The organism is Hydrogenophaga sp. (genome assembly GCF_026125785.1).
Taxonomy (GTDB): Bacteria; Pseudomonadota; Gammaproteobacteria; order Burkholderiales; family Burkholderiaceae_C; genus Hydrogenophaga.
Genome location: NZ_JAHCKL010000001.1, coordinates 127147 through 147569 on the forward strand (window position 1 = coordinate 127147; position 20423 = coordinate 147569).

General features: G+C 67.4%; 16 protein-coding genes and 1 pseudogene. 13 read left to right on the forward strand and 4 right to left on the reverse strand.

Annotated features, from left to right (window positions below):
• Positions 1–152: 152 nt before the first annotated feature.
• Positions 153–1490: pseudogene (locus tag KIT53_RS00605) on the reverse strand (Rieske 2Fe-2S domain-containing protein); the annotation flags it as partial.
• A 78-nt stretch (positions 1491–1568) separates the two neighbouring features.
• Here KIT53_RS00605 and KIT53_RS00610 point away from each other — a divergent pair.
• The 6 genes from KIT53_RS00610 (at position 1569) to pgeF (ending at position 7482) form a co-directional block, all read left to right on the forward strand.
• Positions 1569–2288 carry a GntR family transcriptional regulator gene (locus KIT53_RS00610; RefSeq protein WP_297745997.1) on the forward strand — a complete coding sequence of 240 codons (720 nt, stop codon included), beginning with the start codon at positions 1569–1571 and terminating at the stop codon, positions 2286–2288.
• A 42-nt stretch (positions 2289–2330) separates the two neighbouring features.
• Positions 2331–3902: a thymidine phosphorylase family protein gene (locus KIT53_RS00615; RefSeq protein ID WP_297745999.1), complete on the forward strand. Its 1572-nt coding sequence runs from the start codon at positions 2331–2333 to the stop codon at positions 3900–3902.
• Positions 3902–4819, forward strand: a complete 918-nt coding sequence (locus KIT53_RS00620) for a ribose-phosphate diphosphokinase (RefSeq protein ID WP_297746002.1) — start codon at positions 3902–3904, stop codon at positions 4817–4819. Before KIT53_RS00615 ends, KIT53_RS00620 begins: the two co-directional genes overlap by 1 nt.
• Before the next feature lie 66 nt (positions 4820–4885).
• Positions 4886–5989, forward strand: coding sequence for an alkene reductase (locus KIT53_RS00625; RefSeq protein ID WP_297746006.1), 1104 nt, complete (start codon positions 4886–4888; stop codon positions 5987–5989).
• 30 nt (positions 5990–6019) lie between these two features.
• Positions 6020–6658 carry a maleylacetoacetate isomerase gene (gene maiA, locus KIT53_RS00630; RefSeq protein ID WP_297746009.1) on the forward strand — a complete coding sequence of 213 codons (639 nt, stop codon included), beginning with the start codon at positions 6020–6022 and terminating at the stop codon, positions 6656–6658.
• A gap of 2 nt (positions 6659–6660) precedes the next feature.
• On the forward strand, positions 6661–7482 hold the full coding sequence (pgeF, locus tag KIT53_RS00635; RefSeq protein WP_297746012.1) for a peptidoglycan editing factor PgeF: 822 nt from the start codon (positions 6661–6663) through the stop codon (positions 7480–7482).
• Here pgeF and KIT53_RS00640 read toward each other — a convergent pair.
• Positions 7402–7713, reverse strand: a complete 312-nt coding sequence (locus KIT53_RS00640) for a hypothetical protein (protein WP_297746908.1) — start codon at positions 7711–7713, stop codon at positions 7402–7404. The genes pgeF and KIT53_RS00640 overlap by 81 nt on opposite strands.
• 132 nt (positions 7714–7845) lie before the next feature.
• Between KIT53_RS00640 and phaC the strand changes: the two genes are divergently transcribed.
• The 6 genes from phaC (at position 7846) to dusA (ending at position 16516) form a co-directional block, all read left to right on the forward strand.
• On the forward strand, positions 7846–9639 hold the full coding sequence (gene phaC / locus KIT53_RS00645) for a class I poly(R)-hydroxyalkanoic acid synthase (RefSeq protein ID WP_297746016.1): 1794 nt from the start codon (positions 7846–7848) through the stop codon (positions 9637–9639).
• Between the two features lie 92 nt (positions 9640–9731).
• Entirely contained in the window at positions 9732–10910 is a 1179-nt protein-coding gene (locus KIT53_RS00650; protein ID WP_297746019.1) for an acetyl-CoA C-acetyltransferase, read from the forward strand.
• A 60-nt stretch (positions 10911–10970) separates the two neighbouring features.
• Entirely contained in the window at positions 10971–11708 is a 738-nt protein-coding gene (phbB, locus tag KIT53_RS00655; RefSeq protein ID WP_297746023.1) for an acetoacetyl-CoA reductase, read from the forward strand.
• Positions 11709–11865: 157 nt separating this feature from the next.
• Complete coding sequence (gene ybaL, locus KIT53_RS00660) at positions 11866–13578, forward strand: YbaL family putative K(+) efflux transporter (protein WP_297746026.1); 1713 nt, start codon at positions 11866–11868, stop codon at positions 13576–13578.
• A gap of 61 nt (positions 13579–13639) precedes the next feature.
• On the forward strand, positions 13640–15469 hold the full coding sequence (locus tag KIT53_RS00665) for a DUF6798 domain-containing protein (protein WP_297746028.1): 1830 nt from the start codon (positions 13640–13642) through the stop codon (positions 15467–15469).
• Between the two features lie 27 nt (positions 15470–15496).
• The gene (dusA, locus tag KIT53_RS00670; protein ID WP_297746031.1) at positions 15497–16516 is read left to right on the forward strand and encodes a tRNA dihydrouridine(20/20a) synthase DusA; all 1020 of its coding nucleotides are present in this window, start codon (positions 15497–15499) and stop codon (positions 16514–16516) included.
• 1 nt (position 16517) lies between these two features.
• Here the strand turns inward: dusA and KIT53_RS00675 are convergent, their stop codons facing one another.
• Both KIT53_RS00675 and KIT53_RS00680 read right to left on the reverse strand, forming a co-directional pair.
• Positions 16518–17408 (reverse strand): Dyp-type peroxidase, encoded by an 891-nt coding sequence (locus KIT53_RS00675; RefSeq protein ID WP_297746034.1) that lies wholly within the window; start codon positions 17406–17408, stop codon positions 16518–16520.
• Positions 17409–17431: 23 nt separating this feature from the next.
• On the reverse strand, positions 17432–18067 hold the full coding sequence (locus KIT53_RS00680) for a GntR family transcriptional regulator (protein ID WP_297746037.1): 636 nt from the start codon (positions 18065–18067) through the stop codon (positions 17432–17434).
• 127 nt (positions 18068–18194) lie between these two features.
• Here KIT53_RS00680 and scpA point away from each other — a divergent pair, with 127 nt between their 5' ends.
• Positions 18195–20351, forward strand: coding sequence for a methylmalonyl-CoA mutase (gene scpA, locus KIT53_RS00685; protein ID WP_297746040.1), 2157 nt, complete (start codon positions 18195–18197; stop codon positions 20349–20351).
• The last annotated feature ends 72 nt before the right edge of the window (positions 20352–20423 follow it).

Here is a 20423-nt window from a genome sequence, read left to right on the forward strand (position 1 = left end):
GCCCGAACGGGAGGAACCTCAGCCCGAACGGTGGGTGCCTCAGCCCGAACGGGGAATGCCTCAGCTCGGGCGGAGAGTGCCTCAGCCCGGGCGGGAGCTGGCTCAGTCTGAGTGGGAACCGACTCGGCCCGGGTGAGGGCGTCGCCACCGTACCAGGGCGCGCCCTCTCGCTTGCTGCGCACCGAGTCCTGCCACCAGGCGTGCCAGTCGCCGGCCGGGGCGATGCCGTCGACCGTGTCCGGTCCCCTTATGGCGTCGAACAGCCCGGGGTCGCCGATGCCGGGCGGCATGCCGCCGTTTTCCACTGTGTCGATGGCCTGCTGGAGCAGGCGGCGGTTGGCCATGATGACCTTGTCGGTGGTGCCCAGGTGCTCGCGCGTGCGGTCCTGGATGGCGCCCATGCTTTCGCAGGCCCATTGGTCGTGCACGTTGATGTCGTCCTCACCCATGCCCAGGTAGGTGCGGCTCTGCTGCTCCTCGGGGTTGAAGCCCCAGTGGTTGTGTTTGCCGGACTTGGGGATGTAGTCGGGCAGGGTCACGGCCTGCAGCCGCTGTTGGCGCATGGCCTCCTTGTCCACCGGGCCGTCGAAGCTGGTGAAGAACGCATACCAGTAGTTGCGGGTGTCATCGACCGGCACGTGCATCTGCGTGATGGTCATGGTCTCTGACAAGGGAATCACGAAGGTCTGCGGGAACACCGCGTTGGTGACGCGCACATGGGTGAGCTCGTCGGTCATCGGCCGCAGCGCGGTGAGCTGCAGGCCATAGGCCTTGGCTTCGAAGGAGATCTGCGGCTGGCCGAACTCGCGCATCACCCGGGTCATCGGCCAGCGCTCGCCACCGACCTCGCCCACGCTGGCGCCGCGAAACTGCTTGCCGTAGCTGTCGTCGAGCGAGGCGTCGTTGAAGAAGCGGTGCAGGTAGGAAGCGTGCGCCGGGTCGATGCCGACCTCGAACGACTGCAGCCAGTTGCAATGCCACAGGCCCTTGAACGCGAAGGTGTGCGTGGCCGGCGCGGTGAAACAATCCAGCGCTGGCAGAGGTGGCGGCACCGCGCCTTGCGGGCCGAACCAGCCAAACAGCACGCCCGAGCGCTCCTGCAGAGGGTAGCTGCGCTGGCGGATGCGGGTGCACAAGGTGCTGCCGGGAGGTTCGGCGGGTGTTTCGATGCACTGCCCCGTGGCGTCGAATTTCCAGCCATGGAAGGGACAGCGCAGGCCATCGCCCTCGTTGCGGCCGTACGCGAGGTCGGCGCCCCGGTGCGGGCAGTCGCGGTCCAGCAGGCCGTAGCCGCCCTGGGCATCGCGGAACAGCACGAAGTCCTGGCCCAGCACACGCACCGGTTTGACCGGCCGCACCGCCATGCGCGGGTCCAGCGCAGGGTCGAATTCGTCGAGCAGGGCCACCGGCTGCCAATAGCGGCGCAGCAGCTCTCCGCCCGGGGTGCCTGGGCCGACCTGGGTCAGGCGCTGGTTGAGTTCGGCTTTCATCGTGAGGCTCCAGGGTGGTTGCGCCGTGACCGGCAAAACGGTATCCCATTTTTTTGATTCAGTGTACATTCTGGCGGCATGAGCTTGCAAGAAACCGTGTTGATGCAGTTGCGCGACCAGATCCTGAGCGGCGGCTTCGCTCCGGGTGAGCGGCTGGCTGAACAGCAGTTGGCCGAGCGGCTGGGCGCCTCGCGCACACCGGTGCGCGCCGCGCTGGTGACGCTGGAGCAGGAGGGGTTGGTCGAGGCCAACGAGACCGGCAAGTACCTGGTGCGCCAGTTCACGGCGCAGGAAGTGATCGATGCCATCGCCGTGCGTGGCCACCTGGAGGGCATGGCGGCGCGGCTGGTGGCCGAGCACGGGGTGTCGCGCCAGTTGCAGGGCCAGTTGCAGGCCTGCCTGGACGAGGGCGACCGCCTGCTGGCGGACGACCCTCTGACCATGGAGAGCTACGCCGACTACGCTTTGATGAACGACCGCTTCCACGCGCTGCTGCTGGAGGCCAGTGGCAACCGTGCCCTGCAGCGCGCGGTGGCGCTCAACGACAAGCTGCCGTTCGCGCCGGCCTCGGCCATGCTGCCGATGCAGGGGACGATGGCCCAGGACCGCGACTGGATGATCTACGCCCACCGGCAGCACCACATGCTGTTCGACGCCCTGCGCCGTGGTGAAAGTGCGCGCGCCCAGGCCCTGGCGGTGGAGCACACCGAGGTGGCGCAGATGAACATGCGGCTGGCGCTGGAGCGCCGCGCGGAGTCCGAGCGTGTGCTGCCGGGTATCCGCCTGGTGGTGGGCTGAACGCGCGGCGGACGCCCATCCCGGGGGGTGTATCGTGCGGGGATGAGTCCCGAAACCGAACAGGACGCGTCCGGCCGCGCCACCTTGGCGCTGCGTCGCGTGGCCATCGACACCTACGGTGAGAACGTGGCCTACCTGCACCGCGACTGCGAGGTCTACCGCGCCGAAGGCTTTCAGGCGCTGGCCAAGGTGGAGGTGCGGGCCAATGGCCGGGCCATCCTGGCCACGCTCAACGTGGTGGACGACCCGGCCATCGTGCAGAACTGCGAGCTCGGGCTGTCTGAGGACGCGTTCGAACAGCTGGGCGTCGCCGATGGCCACCCGGTGTCGGTGGCGCAGGCCGAACCGCCCGAGTCGATTCCGGCGCTGTTCCGCAAGGTGGGCGGCGAGCGCCTGGGGCGCGAGGACTTTGCCGCCATCGTGCGCGACATCGCTCAGCGGCGCTATTCCAAGATCGAGCTCACCGCCTTCGTGGTGGCCTGCAACCGAGGCGAACTGGACCGCGAGGAGGTGTATTTCCTGACCGAGGCCATGGTGCAGAGCGGCCGCAGGCTGGACTGGCACGAGCCCCTGGTGGTGGACAAGCACTGCATCGGCGGCATTCCCGGCAACCGCACCTCCATGCTGGTGGTGCCCATCGTCTCGGCTTATGGCCTGGTGTTTCCCAAGACCTCCTCGCGCGCCATCACGTCCCCGGCGGGCACGGCCGACACCATGGCGGTTCTGGCCAATGTGGAGCTGCCCTTCGAACAGCTCACCGGCATCGTGCGCGAGCACCGGGGCTGTCTGGCCTGGGGCGGCACGGCGGACCTGTCGCCGGCCGACGACGTGCTGATCGCCGTGGAGCGGCCGTTGTCCATCGACTCGCCGGGGCAGATGGTCGCCTCCATCCTCTCCAAGAAAATCGCCGCCGGTGCCACCCATCTGGTGCTGGACATCCCCATCGGCCCCACCGCCAAGGTGCGCTCCATGCCAGAGGCGCAGCGTCTGCGCCGCCTGTTCGAGTACGTGGCGCAGCGCATGAACCTCTCGCTGGACGTGGTCATCACCGACGGCCGGCAGCCCATCGGGCGCGGCGTGGGCCCGGTGCTGGAGGCGCGCGATGTGATGCAGGTGCTGGAGAACGATCCGCAGGCCTGCGACGACTTGCGGCAGAAGTCGCTGCGTCTGGCCGGCAGGCTCATCGAGTGCAGCCCCGATGTGCGCGGCGGCGATGGCTACGGCATCGCGCGCGACATCCTCGAATCCGGCCGGGCGTTGACCCAGATGCGCGCCATCGTGCAGGCGCAGGGCGCGCGGGGTTTCGACCACCACCACCCGCCGCTGGGCGCGCTGGTGCAGGAGGTGCGGGCGCCGGTGGCGGGTGTGGTCACCGGTATCGACAACCTTCAGATCGCGCAGGTGGCGCGCCTGGCCGGTGCGCCCAAGGTGCCGGGCGCTGGCGTCGACCTGCAGGTGCGGTTGGGCGAAACCGTGGCCGCGGGTGGGGTGCTCTACCGCGTTCATGCCAACTACCCGGCCGACATGGCTTTTGCCCGCCAGGCCAGCGAACGCCTGAGCGGGATCACTTTGGGCACCTCCGCGCAGGTGCCTCACGTCTTCGTGGAGTTCTGATGCCGGACAGCGTTCTAGGCGGGCCAGCGTGCCTGTTGCATTTCGATGACGAGGCGGCCATCGCCCGGGCCACGGCCGAGGCCGCGGGCCTGGCGCCGGCCCAGGTGGAGCGCCACCGCTTCCCCGATGGCGAGCTGCGCCTGCGCCTGCCGGCGGCACTGCCGCCGCGCGTGGTGCTCTGGCGAGGGTTGCATCAGCCCAATGAAAAGCTGGTGGAGCTGCTGATTGCCGCGCGCGCCGCGCGCGAGCTCGGCGCGCGTCACCTCACACTGGTGGCGCCCTACCTGGCCTACATGCGGCAGGACATGGCTTTCAACCCCGGCGAGGCGGTCAGCCAGCGCATCGTCGGCGGTTTTCTGGGCACCCTGTTCGACGCGGTCATCACCATGGACCCGCACCTGCACCGCATCGAACGTCTGGACGAGGCCATTCCGCTGCGGCACGCCATCGCGCTCAGCGGCGCACCGCTGCTGGCCGATTTCATCGCCGGCCGGCGGCCGCAGGCCCTGCTCATCGGGCCCGATGAAGAGTCGCTCCAATGGGTGGCGCAGGCCGCGCAGCGCCACGGCTGGGACCATGCGGTGTGCCGCAAGACGCGGCATGGCGATCACGAGGTCGACATCGCGCTGCCCGTGGGTCTGGACGTACACGGCAGGGCGGTCGTGCTGATGGACGACGTGGCCAGCTCTGGCCAGACCCTGGTGCGCGCCGCGCAGCTGCTGCGCGCTGCGGGTGCGGCGTCCATCGATGTCGCGGTCACCCACGCGCTGTTCGCCGAGGGCGCGGTGCGCCGCGTGCGCGAGGCCGGGGTGCGCGAGATCTGGAGCACCGACTGCATCGCCCATGCGAGCAACGCGGTCAGCATCGTCCCCACCGTGGCGGGGACATTGCGCGAGCTCGCAGCGCGGCCGGACTGAGCTGCGCACAATGGCGGCGTCTGCGGCGGCCGACAACCGGCCGCCTTCTTCCGCCATCTCCCCATCATGACCACCTTGTTCGATCCCATCACCGTTGGCAGCCTGGCGCTGCCCAACCGCATCGTCATGGCGCCGCTGACGCGCAACCGCGCGCCGCGCGCCGTGCCCACGGCCATGACGGCCACCTACTACCGCCAGCGCGCCAGTGCCGGCCTGCTCATCACCGAAGCCACCGCCATCAGCCACCAAGGCCAGGGTTATGCCGATGTGCCCGGCCTGTACGCGCCCGAGCAGATCGCGGGCTGGAAGCAGGTCACCCGGGCCGTGCACGAGGCGGGCGGTCGCATCGTGGTCCAGCTCTGGCACGTGGGCCGCGTCTCGCACAACGACCTGCAGCCGGGCGGCGGTGCGCCGGTGGCGCCTTCGGCCATTCGGGCCAACACCAAGACCGTGCTGATCCGCGACGGCGTGCCCACCTTCGTGGAAACCTCGCAGCCGCGCGCGCTCGAACTCGCCGAATTGCCCGGCATCGTGGACGACTACCGGCGCGCTGCGCTGGCGGCCGTCGAGGCGGGCTTCGACGGGGTGGAAATCCATGCCGCCAATGGCTACTTGATCGACCAGTTCCTCAAGACCGGCAGCAACCAGCGCACCGACGCCTACGGCGGCGCCATCGCCAACCGCGCACGCCTGCTGGTGGAGGTGACCCGCGCCGTGGTCGAGGCCATCGGCGGTGCACGCACCGGCATCCGCCTCTCACCCGTGACGCCGGCCAACGACGTGGTGGACAGCGACCCGCAGCCCTTGTTCGACCATGTGATGCGGCAGCTCGCGCCGCTGGGCCTGGCCTATGTGCACGTCATCGAGGGGGCTACCGGCGGCCCGCGCGAGATCCCGGAGCGGCCCTTTGATTTCGCCGCCATGCGTGCCAGCTACCGTGCCGACGGCGGCAAGGGCGCCTGGATGGTCAACAACGGCTATGACCTGGCGCTGGCGCAACAGGCTCTGGACGAGGGGGCGGACCTGGTCGCTTTCGGCAAGGCCTTCATCGCCAACCCCGACCTCGTGGCCCGCCTGCGCCAGGGCGGGCCCTTCAACACGCCCGACCGCGCCACCTTCTACGGCGGTGGCGAGCACGGCTACACCGACTACCCGGCGCTCAGCGCCTGAGGCGCCGCACGAGGCGTTATCCTCAAACGCATGAAGCTCTACTCCTACTTCCGCTCGTCCGCCTCGTTCCGCGTGCGCATCGCGCTGGGCCTCAAGGGCCTCGCCTACGAGTACGTGCCGGTGCACATCGCGCGCGGCGACCACAAGCTGCCCGCTTTTGGCGAGGTGTCTGGCGAGGGCCTCGTGCCCGTGCTGGAACTCGACGATGGCACGCGCCTGACGCAGTCCATGGCCATCATCGAGTACCTCGACGAGATGCATCCCGCGCCGGCGCTGGTGCCAGCAGACCCGATCGCCCGCGCGCACGTGCGGGCGCTGTCGCAGATCGTGGCCTGCGAAATCCACCCCATCAACAACCTGCGCGTGCTCAAGTACCTGACCAAGGAACTGCACGTGGAGGAAGAGCCCAAGAACGTGTGGTACCGCCACTGGGTGCGCACGGGGCTGGAAGCCTTCGAGCGTCAGCTCGCGCAGTTGCCTGCCTCGCGTTACTGCTTCGGTGACACGCCCACGCTGGCCGACTGCTGCCTGGTGCCGCAGATCTTCAATGGGCAGCGCTTCAACGCCAACTTCGACGGCCTCACGCGCACCATGGCGGCGTTCGACGCCTGCATGCAGCTCGAGGCGTTCCAGAAGGCGCAGCCCTCGGCCTGTCCCGACGCCGAGTGACCATGGGCCTGCCGGCCGACTGGATCGTGCCCGACTGGCCCGCGCCCGCGGGTGTGCACGCGCTGTTCACCACCCGGGCCGGCGGTGTGTCCGCGCCCCCGTTCGACAGCTTCAACCTGGGCGACCACGTGCGTGACGATCCGAGCGCGGTGGCCGCCAACCGCGCGCGCCTGGGGGCGGTGCTGGGCGGCGCACGCCCGGTGTTCCTGCAACAGGTGCATGGCACGGCGCTGGCAACGCTGTCGGCCGCCACCGTCGATGGCACCGTGGCCGATGCCTGCGTGTCCACGCAGCCGGGTGTCGCGTGCACCATCATGGTGGCGGACTGCCTGCCAGTGCTGCTGGCCCACCGCAGTGGCATGATGGTGGCCGCCGCGCACGCCGGCTGGCGTGGCTTGGCGAGCGGGGTGCTGGAGACCGCGGTGAATGGTCTCGTGGCGGCGGTGCAGGCCCAGGAAGCGGGCCTGCCGCCCGAGGCCATCGTGCGGGACGCGATGGCCTGGCTCGGTCCTTGCATTGGTCCGGATGCGTTCGAAGTCGGTCCCGAGGTGCGGGACGCCTTCACCGGTGCCATGTCCGAGGCCGGGGTGCATTTCGCGCCGCGCGGGACGGGAGGAAACGGTTCTGCGATCAAGTATCTGGCGAATCTGCCGGGCCTGGCCCGCCAGCGCCTGCGTGCACTTGGCCTGCACGCGATCCATGGCAACGACGGCACACCACCCTGGTGCACCGTCGGGCAGCCTTCAAGGTTCTTTTCCCACCGGCGCGATGCCGCTGTTCTGGGCAGCACCGGGCGCATGGCCGCCTGCATCTGGCTCGGCTGAATCAGGCCCCTCGGCCTGCCCGCGCGCAGCCCGCAGTTCCGCCGCCTCCCGGGCCTTGAGCGCTTTGCGCCGCTGCGGGGTGAGCATCAGGTAAACCACCAGTGCCACCGGCAGCAAACCGTAAAGAAAAAAGGTCACAATGGCTCCGAGCACCGACCCATTTGTGTTGGTGGCTTCCGCCACCGACATCATGAGTACGACGTACATCCAACCGATCACCACCAGATACACAAGCCCATCCTTGCCGTTCAGAGACATCGCGCGTCAGCTTGCTGGAAGCTGGCGCATCGATACTAGGGAAAACCCGGAAAACCTTTCCGCCAGGCCCATCATAGGCCGCAGACAACATTCTCGGAGACCAGCATGACCACGGGTAACACCCCTCCCACCGACTGGCTCGACGCCGCCCAGCAGTTCCAGAAGAACCTCATCGCCCAATGGACCCAACTGGCCCAGGCCGTGCCTGGCGCGGCCGCTGCCGGTCCAGCCAACCCGTTTGGCATGCCCGTGCCCACGGCCATGCCCCTGGCCGGGATGATGCCCGGTCTCTCGGGCGCGGACCTGTTCAGCGGTGCGGCCGGCCAGGCCGTGAGCTTCGACCCGGCGCGCCTGCTGGAGATCCAGAACGCCTACCTCAAGGACATGGCGGCGCTGTGGAACCAGGGCCCCAACGTCAAGCCTGAGGGGGATCGCCGCTTTGCCTCCGAGGCCTGGGCTGGCAACCCGGTGGCGGCTTTTGCAGCCGCCTCCTACCTGCTCAATGCACGCACCCTGATGGCCATGGCCGACGCCGTGCAGGGCGATGCCAAGACCCGCAGCCGGGTGCGCTTCGCGGTGCAGCAGTGGATCGACGCCAGCGCGCCCAGCAATTTCCTGGCCTTCAATGCCGAGGCCCAGAAGAAGGCCATCGAGACCCAGGGCGAGAGCATCGCCAAGGGGGTGGCCAACCTGCTGCACGACATGAAGCAGGGCCATGTGTCCATGACCGACGAAAGCGTGTTCGAGGTCGGCCGCAACGTGGCCACCACCGAGGGTGCGGTGGTGTTCGAGAACGAGCTGTTCCAGCTCATCGAGTACAAGCCGCTCACCGCCAAGGTCTATGAACGGCCTTTCCTGCTGGTGCCGCCTTGCATCAACAAGTTCTACATCCTGGACCTGCAGCCGGAGAACTCGCTGATCCGCTACTGCGTGGAACAAGGTCACCGCACCTTCGTGGTGAGCTGGCGCAACCCGGACGAGTCGCTGGCGAAGAAGACCTGGGACGACTACATCGAGCACGCCATCATCAAGGCCATCGGCGTGACGCGCGAGATATCTGGCTCGGCCACCATCAACGCCCTGGGCTTCTGCGTGGGCGGCACCATGCTGGGCACGGCGCTGGCGGTGCTCGCCGCGCGCGGCGAAGAGCCGGTGAGCAGCGCCACCTTCCTCACCACGCTGCTGGACTTCACCGACACCGGCATTCTGGACGTCTTCATCGACGAGAACTTCGTGAAGTACCGCGAGATGCAGTTCAGCGAAGGCGGCCTGATGCCCGGGCGCGACCTGGCCACCACTTTCAGCTTCCTGCGGCCCAACGACCTGGTCTGGAACTACGTGGTCGGCAACTACCTCAAGGGCGAAACGCCGCCGCCTTTCGATCTGCTGTACTGGAATTCCGACAGCACCAACCTGCCCGGACCGTACTACGCCTGGTACCTGCGGCAGATGTACCTGGAGAACAACCTGGTCAAGCCGGGCAAGGTCAAGGTGTGCGGCCAGAAGGTGGACTTCCGGCAGGTCAAGCTGCCGGTCTACATCTACGGCTCGCGCGAGGACCACATCGTGCCCATCGGTGGTGCTTATGCGAGCACCCAGCTCTTTCCCGGCAAGAAGCGCTTCGTCATGGGGGCCTCGGGCCACATCGCCGGTGTGATCAACCCGGCCAGCAAGAACAAGCGCAGCCACTGGATCGGCCCGGCCGGCAAGTTCCCGGCCAAGGTCGACGACTGGATCGCCAGTGCCACCGAACACCCGGGCAGCTGGTGGACCGACTGGGCGGCCTGGCTCAAGCCCCACGCGGGCAAGCAGATCGCCGCCCCCAAGACCTATGGCAAGGGCAAGACCTACACCGCGATCGAACCCGCGCCCGGGCGCTACGTGAAAGCCAAGGCCTAGCCGGTTGGGCGTGGGGCGTAAGGCGTGAATGCCTCTCTCCCCCAACGCTCAACGCTCAACGCTCAACGCAAAACCCCACCAAGGAGACCCTCATGGAAGACATCGTCATCGTCGCCGCCACCCGCACGGCCGTCGGCAAATTCGGCGGCTCGCTCGCCAAGACCCCGGCCACGGAGCTGGGCAGCATCGTCATCAAGGAACTGCTCGCGCGCACCGGCCTGCCGGCCGATGCCATCGGCGAGGTGATCATGGGCCAGGTGCTGGCCGCAGGCGTGGGCCAGAACCCGGCGCGCCAGGCCATGATGAAGGCCGGCCTGGCCAAGGAAACCCCCGCGCTCACCATCAACGCCGTCTGCGGATCGGGCCTCAAGGCCGTGATGCTGGCCGCGCAGGCCGTGGCCTGGGGCGACAGCGAGATCGTGATCGCTGGCGGCCAGGAGAACATGAGCGCCGCGCCGCACGTGCTCAACGGCAGCCGGGACGGCCAGCGCATGGGCGACTGGAAGATGGTCGACTCCATGATCGTCGACGGCCTGTGGGACGTCTACAACCAGTACCACATGGGCATCACCGCGGAGAACGTGGCCAAGGCGCACGGCATCAGCCGCGAGATGCAGGACGAACTGGCTCTGGGCAGCCAGCAGAAGGCCACCGCGGCGCAGGAAGCCGGCCGCTTCAAGGACGAAATCGTCGGCGTGAGCATCCCGCAGCGCAAGGGCGACCCGGTGGTGTTCGACGCGGACGAGTACATCAACAAGAAAACCAGCGCCGAAGCCCTGGCTGGGCTGCGCCCCGCGTTCGACAAGGCCGGCACCGTGACCGCCGGCAATGCTTCTGGCATCAACGACGGCGCTGCCGCCGTGGTGGTGATGAGCGCGAAGAAGGCCGCTTCGCTGGGCCTCAAGCCGCTGGCGCGCATTGCCGCCTTTGGCACCAGTGGCCTGGATCCCGCCACCATGGGCATGGGGCCGGTGCCGGCCTCTAAGAAGGCGCTGGCGCGGGCCGGCTGGAAGGTTGCTGACGTGGACCTCTTCGAACTCAACGAGGCTTTCGCGGCCCAGGCCTGCGCCGTGAACAAGGCGCTGGAGATCGACCCCGCGCGCGTCAACGTCAACGGTGGCGCCATCGCCATCGGCCACCCCATTGGCGCCTCCGGTTGCCGTGTGCTGGTGAGCCTGTTGCACGAGATGCAGCGCCGCGACGCGAAGAAAGGCCTGGCCGCGCTGTGCATCGGTGGCGGCATGGGGGTTTCCCTCGCGGTCGAACGCTGAAATAGCGGGTTTAATCAAACGGTTCTTTTCACCCTTACAACGCTTCAGAGGAGCACACACATGAGTCAGAAACTTGCCTACGTCACGGGGGGCATGGGAGGCATCGGCACCGCGATCTGCCAGCGCCTGCACCGCGAGGGCTTCAAGGTCGTCGCCGGCTGCGGTCCCACCCGCGACTACAAGAAGTGGCTGGATGAGCAGAAGGCGCTGGGCTACACCTTCCACGCCTCGGTGGGCAACGTGGGCGACTGGGACTCCACCGTGGAAGCCTTCACCAAGACCAAGGCCGAGCACGGCACCATCGACGTGCTGGTGAACAACGCCGGCATCACCCGTGACCGCATGTTCCTCAAGATGTCGCGCGAAGACTGGGACGCGGTGATCGAGACCAACCTGAACTCCATGTTCAACGTGACCAAGCAGGTCGTGGCCGACATGGTGGAAAAAGGCTGGGGCCGCATCATCAACATTTCCTCGGTCAACGGCGAGAAGGGCCAGGCCGGCCAGACCAACTACTCCGCCGCCAAGGCCGGCATGCACGGCTTCTCCATGGCGCTGGCGCAGGAACTGGCCACCAAGGGCGTGACGGTCAATACCGTGAGCCCGGGCTACATCGGCACCGACATGGTCAAGGCCATCCGCCCCGATGTGCTGGAGAAGATCGTTGCCACCGTGCCGGTCAAGCGCCTGGGCGAGCCCAGCGAGATCGCGTCCATCATCGCCTGGCTCGCCAGCGAGGAGGGCGGTTACGCCACCGGCGCGGACTTCTCCGTCAACGGGGGCCTGCACATGGGGTGATGGCGCGCCCCGTGGCAACGCCGCACACAGGCCCATTCAACCCGCTCCGGCGGGTTTTTTGTTGTTCGTCCTTTGAGGAGAGGGTGGTGGTGTAAATTCGAACGGCATTTCCACACCATTCTTTTTTTGGCGCCCGCGGCGCAGGGACCTCCGGCAGATGCCCCACAGCATTTCACTGATCAACACCATCGCCGCCGGCCTGGGCCTTGCGCTCGTGCTGGGTTTCGTGGCGAGCAAGCTGCGGCTGCCCGCCTTGGTCGGGTACCTGCTGGCGGGTGTGATCATTGGTCCCTTCACGCCGGGTTTCGTGGCGGATGCCGGCATCGCCGCGCAACTCGCGGAGATCGGTGTGATGCTGCTGATGTTCGGCGTGGGTCTGCATTTTTCGCTGGACGACCTGCTTTCGGTGCGCAAGATCGCGCTGCCCGGTGCCGTGGTACAGATGGCGGTGGCCACGCTCATGGGCATGGCCATGGCCATGTGGTGGTGGGACTGGAGCCTGGGGGCCGCGCTGGTGTTCGGTGTCTCGCTCTCGGTGGCCAGCACGGTGGTGCTGCTGCGTGCCCTGGAAAGCCTGGGTATCCTGGATTCCTACACCGGGCGCATCGCGGTGGGCTGGCTGGTGGTGGAAGACCTGGCCATGGTGCTGGTGCTGGTGCTGCTGCCACCGCTGGCGGGATTCCTCGGCGGCAAGGGCTCGGACGCCGACCTGGACTCCATCTGGCAGGCCCTGGGCTGGACGCTGCTGCAGGTGGGCGGCTTCGTCGTCCTGATGCTGGTGGTGGGCCGTCGCGTATTCCCCTGGCTGCTCTGGCAGGTCACGCGCACCGGTTCGCGTGAACTGTTCACCCTGTGCGTGGTAGCGGCCGCGGTGAGCATCGCGTTCGCGGCGGCGGCGCTGTTTGGCGTGTCGTTCGCGCTGGGGGCGTTCTTTGCGGGCATGGTGCTGCGTGAGTCCGAATTCAGCCACCGCGCGGCGGAAGAGTCGCTGCCCTTGCGGGACGCCTTCGCCGTGCTTTTCTTCGTCTCGGTCGGCATGCTGTTCAACCCCGCTGTGCTGCTGGAGCGGCCGCTGCAGGTGCTGGGCGTGGTGGCCATCATCATTGTCGGCAAGTCCATGGCCGCTGCCGCCTTGGTGCTGGCCCTGCGCTATCCGCTCAACACCGCGCTCACCGTCTCCGCCAGCCTGGCCCAGATCGGCGAGTTTTCTTTCATCCTGGTCGGCCTGGGCCTCTCCCTGGGGCTGCTCGCACCCGAAGGCCAGAGCCTCGTGCTGGCCGGCGCGCTCATCTCCATCGCGCTCAACCCGCTGGTGTTCAAGGCCATCACGCCGCTGCAGGAATGGCTGCGCCGGAACTCTGAATTCGCCCGCCGCCTGGAGCAGCGCGACGACCCGCTGGCCGAGTTGCCCATGAGCACAGACGAAAAGTTCCTCTCCCAGCAGGTCGTGCTGGTGGGCTATGGCCGCGTGGGACGCCGCATTGCCGCAGCCCTGGACGAACATGGCATGCCTTACGTGGTGGCTGAGCAGAACCGGGAACTGGTCGAGCGCCTGCGCGAGAAGGGCATGGCCGCTGTCTATGGCGACGCGGCCGACCCCGCTGTGCTGATCCAGGCCCACATCGCCCGTGCCGGCATGCTGGTGATCGCCACACCCGACTCCCTCAACGTGCGCCAGATGATCGACACCGCACGCACCCTCAACCCCGCCATCCACACCGTGGTGCGCACCCACAGCGAAGACGAAGCCGCCATGCTGGAAAAGGAAATCGCCGGCAAGGTCTTCCTGGGAGAAGAAGAGCTGGCGCAGTCCATGACCCGGTACGTGATGGAGCATGCGCGGGTTTCAAGCGGACGGATGCCGCTGTGAGCGCTTGGACACCTCCGCCCACTCGGGTGTCCATGGTGATGCCCATCCGGAGGGCGCTCTCATGATCAAGGCTGGCCAGGCTCCAGAACCCGCCCCCATGACCGGCGGGCAAGCGGCGTTGCCGGGCGGGGCCGGCCCGCGGTCGCGCCTGGGCATCGGCATCGCGGGACCGGCTGTCCCTCTCGCCCGACAGGCGTTGCTGACCCTGCTGTTCGTCGCCGCCTTTTTCGCGGTGAACGGCTACGTCTTCGGCTCGGCGGATCACGCCATCCATTTCGCTTTCATTGAACGGGCATTGAACCCCGGTTTTCTGGCTGGCGATCCGCTGGTCGACCTGGCGGCATTTCACCCGTCGTTCCTCTGGCCGGTGATGGCCGCACTGACACGTCTGGCGCCACTGGAATGGGTCTATTTCGCGCTTCAGGTCGTGTGCACGGCGCTCATGTTTTCAGGTGTTGCCGCGCTCGCGCGTGCGCTGTCTCCCCGTCAGGTCGCTGGTCTCGCCGGCCTCCTGGCGGCCAGCATGGTGCTGTTCGTCCGATTCTCCGGTGCGGGCCTGGCCAGCTTCGACGTCATGGTGCTGAACCGCAGCCTCACGCTGGGGCCGCTCCTCTTCGCACTGGCGTTGGCCGTGCAGGCGCGGTACCGCGCGGCGTTCCTGCTGGTTGGCTTGATGTTCAACATCCATCCGACCACGGCAGCCCATGCCGCGATCCTGGTCTGGTTCGCTGCGGTCCTCGGTCCCGATCGATGGCGCCATGCGCTGAGGGATCCTTTGTGGTTCCTGGTCGGCGCCGCGCCCCTGCTGCTTCTGATGGCGACCACAGGGGGCGCCGGCGGCGTTCCGATGAATGCGGCGAAGGACTGGCTGGACGCACAACGGCTGTTGCTCTGGTTTCACCACTTCCCGTCGCTTTGGCCGCGCAGCTATTGGCTGGCCCTGCTGCCTCCCCTGATGGCAATCGCCGTCAGCCAGCGCGAGAAGCCGCAGCGCGCCGTCGTGGGCTTCCTGGTTGGCATCGTGGTGGCATGCGTTGCCGGTTACGTCGGCGTGGAGCTTCTGGGTGTCCCCACGGCGCTTCACCTTCATCTGCAGGAAGCGTTGCGGTTCCTGCCCTACGTTGCGGCAGCGTCTTTGGCGGCATGGGCGGCCGGTTCGTGGCACACGACGTCGCGGGGGCGGATTCTCGCGGTTGTCGCCGTGAGCGCGTTGGCGCTGGACCAGGCACTGACGTACCCCAAGACCTATTCGACCGTCTCGACCCTTTCTTTCTGGGTGCTGCTCGGCGTGCTCGTGTTCGGCATCCTGCGCCCTCGACCGAGGCGGGAGGCTGCACCCGCACCGCAACCGCCACTGCGGTGGGTCGCCGCCGGCCTGCTGGTCGCCTCGGTGGCCGGGCACTTCTACCGCGACTTGCCAACCGGTTGGTCGTATGCGTCCTACCCCGAGAGCCGCATCGCGCAGTGGTCGCAGGCCAACCTGCCCGCAGATGCGGTGGTGGCGATCCCGCCTTACTACTACCTGGGCCACACCCCGTTGGTCAACTTCCGCTGGGCGGCCAGGAGGCAGGTGCTGGCGACGCTGAAGGACGGCGGCGAGACCACTTTCAGCCTGTCGTACTTCGAGGCATGGCGCCAGCGCATGGAGGACCAGATCGGGCACCCGCTGGACTTCGCTATTCCCGTGGACTTCGGGCAGCACAGGAACGACTGGATCAAGCAGGTCGTGGCCGACTACGGAACGGCCGACGCGGCGCGGTTCGGCATGCTGGCTACCCGGTACGGCGTCACGCACGCCATTACCGAATTGGGCGCGGCCATGCAGCCCGACCTGCCGCTGGTGTACGAGGATGACCGCTACCGGATGTACAAAGTCGGGGCGCCGCTGTAGGGGCAGGGCAGGATATTGAAGCCGATGATGGAAAAAAACCGATCCGCAGAATCTCTCAGTCCCTGGCGCCTGTCGGTCGCGCCGATGATGGACTGGACCGATCGTCATTGCCGTTATCTGCACCGCCTGCTGTCGAAGCACACGCTGCTCTACACCGAGATGGTGACCACCGGGGCGTTGATGCATGGCAGTGTCCAGCGTCACCTGCGGTTCAATGCAGAGGAGCATCCGGTGGCGCTGCAATTGGGAGGCAGCGAGCCGCAGGATCTGGCGCAGGCCGCCCGGCTGGGGGAGCAGTGGGGTTACGACGAAATCAACCTCAACTGCGGCTGTCCGAGCGAGCGGGTGCAGCGGGGGGCTTTTGGTGCCTGCCTGATGGCCGAGCCCCGGACCGTGGCCGATGGCGTGAAGGCCATGCGGGATGCGGTGTCGATTCCGGTGACGGTCAAGCACCGAATCGGCATAGACCGGGTGGAAAGCTACGACTTCGTGCGCGACTTCGTGGGCGCGGTGAGCGAGGCCGGTTGCGAGGTGTTCATCGTGCATGCGCGCAACGCCTGGCTGCAGGGCCTCTCTCCCAAGGAGAACCGCGAGATTCCGCCGCTGCGCTACGAGCTGGCCTACCGCCTCAAGCGCGATTTTCCCGCGCTCACCATCGCGGTGAACGGCGGCGTCACGACCGACACACAGATCGCGGAACACCTCTCGCACGTCGATGGCGTGATGGTGGGCCGGGAGGCGTACCACAACCCCTGGCTGCTCACGGGCTGGGACGCGGCGTTCTTCGGCGCCGTGTCGCCAGCGGTGACGCGCGAATGGGTGGAGGACCAGATGGTGCGCTACATGGAGCGCGCCTTCCTGGAGGACGGCTGTCCCTGGTATGCCATCGCGCGCCACATGCTGGGCCTGCGCCATGGCCTGCGCGGAGCCCGGCGCTGGCGCCAGATCTGGAGCGATCACCGCCTCAAGCCATTGCCGCCGCGCGAGGTGTGGGCCATGGCGCAGGCCCACGTGGGCCTGGAGGCGGGGGAGGTGCAGGGCGCCTGAGTCAGAGCCCGACGGCGCGCAGGTCGACCCGCCCGTGGTGCATGGGTGGGCACCAGAAATAGGCGCCGGTATCGGGTTCGGTGAAGCTGTACAGCGCGTCGACGATGCCGTCCTCGGCGCCGGACATGCGCCGCAGCAGGGCCTCGAACGCCTGGAAGGAGTGGCCAAAAGCGGTGAAGACCAAGCCGCCTTCGTTGCCTTCGGCCCAGGGCATGGAGCGGCGCAGCACGAAGGCGGCGGGTTCGAAGTCCTCCTGTGCGGTGCGCTTGACGTGGGCGGATGGCGGGGCGTCTTCCAGTTCTTCGTTGCTGTCGCGTTCCCGGCCTATCGTGCGGTCCTGCTGTTCGCGGCTCATGGCTTCGAAGCGGCCCAGGTGGTGGCGCCAGCGTTGCACGGCCACGAAGCTGCTGCCCGCCAGCAGGCCCGCGCTCGCGGGCAGCAGGGCAGCGGTCAGCGCTTCGTCGCCTTGCGGGTTCTCGGTGCCGTCTTCGTACCCTGTGAGGTCCCGGTTGCTGCGGTGGGCGAAGGCGTCGGTGATGATCTGCACGTCGAACGCGGGCGCGAGCAGCGCCTGCAGGTGACGGCTGCGGATCAGGAGCTCGCCACGGTCGGTGCCGCGCAGCCAGAGCCACAGGTCGGCGGGCGTGGCGGGCAGTTTGGTGCGCGCGCCTTCGACGCCGCGAAAGCTCTTGAGCCCAGGTACCTGGGCGCCAAGTTCACGCACCAGGGAGGCGCCCAGACCCAGCACGGTGGCTTCGCCATCGGCCATGCCGGCGAGCTGGCGCAGCACCGCTCGGGGGTCGGCGCCCATGCGAAGCTGGCAGGTGAGGTAGCGCGCCTGGACGGGCACGGGCTGCAGGATGCCGGATTGGGCCAGCGGAGCGATGGACATGGATGGGCGCGGGGCGGGCGTGCTCAGGCGGCGGCTTCCAGGCCGTTGTGGAAGTGCTCGCGCATGCGCTGCGCCGTCAGCGCCGGGTCGCGTTGCAGCAGGGCTTCCACGATGGCGCGGTGCTCGGCCAGAGACTCTTCGATGCGCCCACTCTTGAGCAGGGAGTTGTGCCGGTTGAGCTTCATGACCTTGCGCAGGTCCGCCACCATTTGCTGGCGCCAGCGGTTGTGGGCGAGTTCGAGCAGGCGCAGGTGGAATTGTTCGTTCAGGGCGAAGAAGCGGTCGCGCTCGCTCACCGCGCCTTCCAGCTCGGCATGCAGGGTCTGCAGATCGGCCAGGTCTTCGTCGCTGGCGCGCGCGGCCACCACGCCGGCGGCATCGGATTCGAGCAGGGCGAGCAGGTGGTAGACGTCGGCCAGGTCCTTTTCGGAGACCTCCGTGACGTAGGCGCCACGCCGCACCTTCATGGTCACCAGGCCTTCGGCGGCCAGCACCTTGAGCGCTTCGCGCAGCGGGGTGCGGCTGATGCCGTATTCCTCGGCGATCTTGAGTTCGTCGATCCAGCTGCCGGGCTCCAGCTCGCGGCGGAAGATGCGCTGGCGCAGCAGCTCGGCAACTTCCTCGTACAGGGCGCGGGGCGAAAGCGACACGGCGGACATGGGCGGTGGGGTGACTCGGTCTGGCGTTGGAAAGCCCCGGATTGTAAGACAGCAGCCGCATTCTGCATCAATAATTATGAATGATGTAAACTGCGCGGTGTTTTGAACCATCTGACGCGCCCCTGCCATGAGCCAGAAACAGCCCGAATTCAAACCCGCCAACCTCGAAGCCTGGACGCAGGCGGCCCGCAAGTCCGCACCCGGTGGCAACCTGGAGGCGCTGGACTGGGTGACGCCCGATGGCATCCGCGTGAAGCCGCTGTACACAGCGGAGGACACCGCCGGGCTGCCGCACGCCAACACCTTGCCCGGCTTTGAGCCCTTCCTGCGCGGCCCGCAGGCCACCATGTACGCCGTGCGCCCCTGGACCATCCGGCAGTACGCCGGCTTCTCCACCGCCGAGGAGTCCAACGCCTTCTACCGCAAGGCGCTGGCTGCGGGTGGGCAGGGCGTGAGCGTGGCCTTTGACCTAGCCACGCACCGGGGCTACGACAGCGACCATCCCCGCGTGACCGGCGACGTGGGCAAGGCCGGTGTGGCGATCGACAGCGTGGAGGACATGAAGATCCTGTTCGACCAGATCCCGCTGGACAAGGTCAGCGTGTCCATGACCATGAACGGCGCGGTGTTGCCGGTGCTCGCTGGCTATGTGGTTGCGGCGGAGGAGCAGGGCGTCTCGCAGGAACAGCTCAGCGGCACCATCCAGAACGACATCCTCAAGGAGTTCATGGTTCGCAACACCTATATCTATCCGCCTGCGCCGTCGATGAAGATCATCGGCGACATCATCGAGTACACCGCGAAGAACATGCCCCGGTTCAACTCGATCTCGATCTCCGGCTACCACATGCAGGAAGCGGGCGCGAACCAGGCGCTGGAGATGGCCTTCACGCTGGCCGATGGCAAGGAATACGTGAAGACGGCGATCGCCAAGGGCATGGACGTGGACGATTTCGCGGGCCGCCTGTCCTTCTTCTGGGCGGTGGGCATGAACTTCTACCTGGAGATCGCCAAGATGCGCGCGGCGCGCCTGCTGTGGTGCCGCATCATGAAGGGCTTCAACGCCAAGAACCCCAAGAGCCTGATGCTGCGCACGCACAGCCAGACTTCGGGCTGGTCGCTCACCGAGCAGGATCCCTACAACAACGTGGTGCGCACCACCATCGAAGCCATGGCGGCGGTGTTCGGCGGCACGCAGTCGCTGCACACCAATTCGTTCGACGAAGCGATCGCGCTGCCCACCGAGTTCAGCGCCCGCATCGCTCGCAACACGCAGCTCATCATCCAGGAAGAGACGCACATCACGAACGTGGTCGACCCCTGGGCCGGCTCGTACATGATGGAGACGCTGACGCAGCAGATGGCCGACGAGGCCTGGAAGATCATCGAGGAAGTCGACGCGATGGGCGGCATGACCAAGGCGGTGGACAGCGGCTGGGCCAAGCTCAAGATCGAGGCGGCGGCGGCCGAGAAGCAGGCCCGCATCGACTCGGGCAAGGACGTCATCGTCGGCGTCAACAAATACAAGCTCCAGAAGGAAGACCCGATCGAGATCCTCGAGGTCGACAACGTCAAGGTGCGTGAATCACAGATCGCCCGCCTTCAAGACATCAAGGCCCGGCGCGACAATGCCGCCGTGCAGGCCGCCCTGCAGGCACTTACCGGCGCCGCCGAAAGCGGCCAGGGCAACCTGCTGGACCTGTCCATCAAGGCCATCCGCCTGCGCGCCACGGTGGGCGAGGTCAGTGATGCGCTGGAGAAGGTGTTCGGGCGCCATCGCGCCGATACGCAAAAGGTGACCGGTGTGTATGCAGCTGCCTACGATTCCGCCGAGGGCTGGGAAGCCCTCAAGAAAGAGATCGACGCTTTCGCCGAGGCCCAGGGCCGCCGACCGCGGGTGATGATCAGCAAGCTCGGCCAGGACGGCCACGACCGGGGCGCCAAGGTGGTGGCCACGGCTTTTGCCGACCTGGGCTTCGACGTGGACATGGGGCCGCTGTTCCAGACGCCCGAGGAATGCGCGCGCCAGGCGATCGAGAACGATGTGCACGCCGTGGGGGTCTCCACCCTGGCCGCCGGTCACAAGACGCTGGTGCCGGCGATCATCGCGGAACTGAAGAAGCAGGGCGCCGACGACATCATCGTCTTCGTCGGTGGCGTGATTCCCCGCCAGGACTACGACTTTCTCTACGAGGCGGGCGTCAAGGGCATCTACGGCCCCGGCACCCCGATCCCGGCCAGCGCCAAGGACGTGCTGGAGCAGATCAAGCAGGCCCAGGCGTGAGCATGCGTTCACACGGGCCAGGCTCGAGCCCCATTCCGCTCGGCCTGAGCCCCATACCGTTCGGGCTGAGCC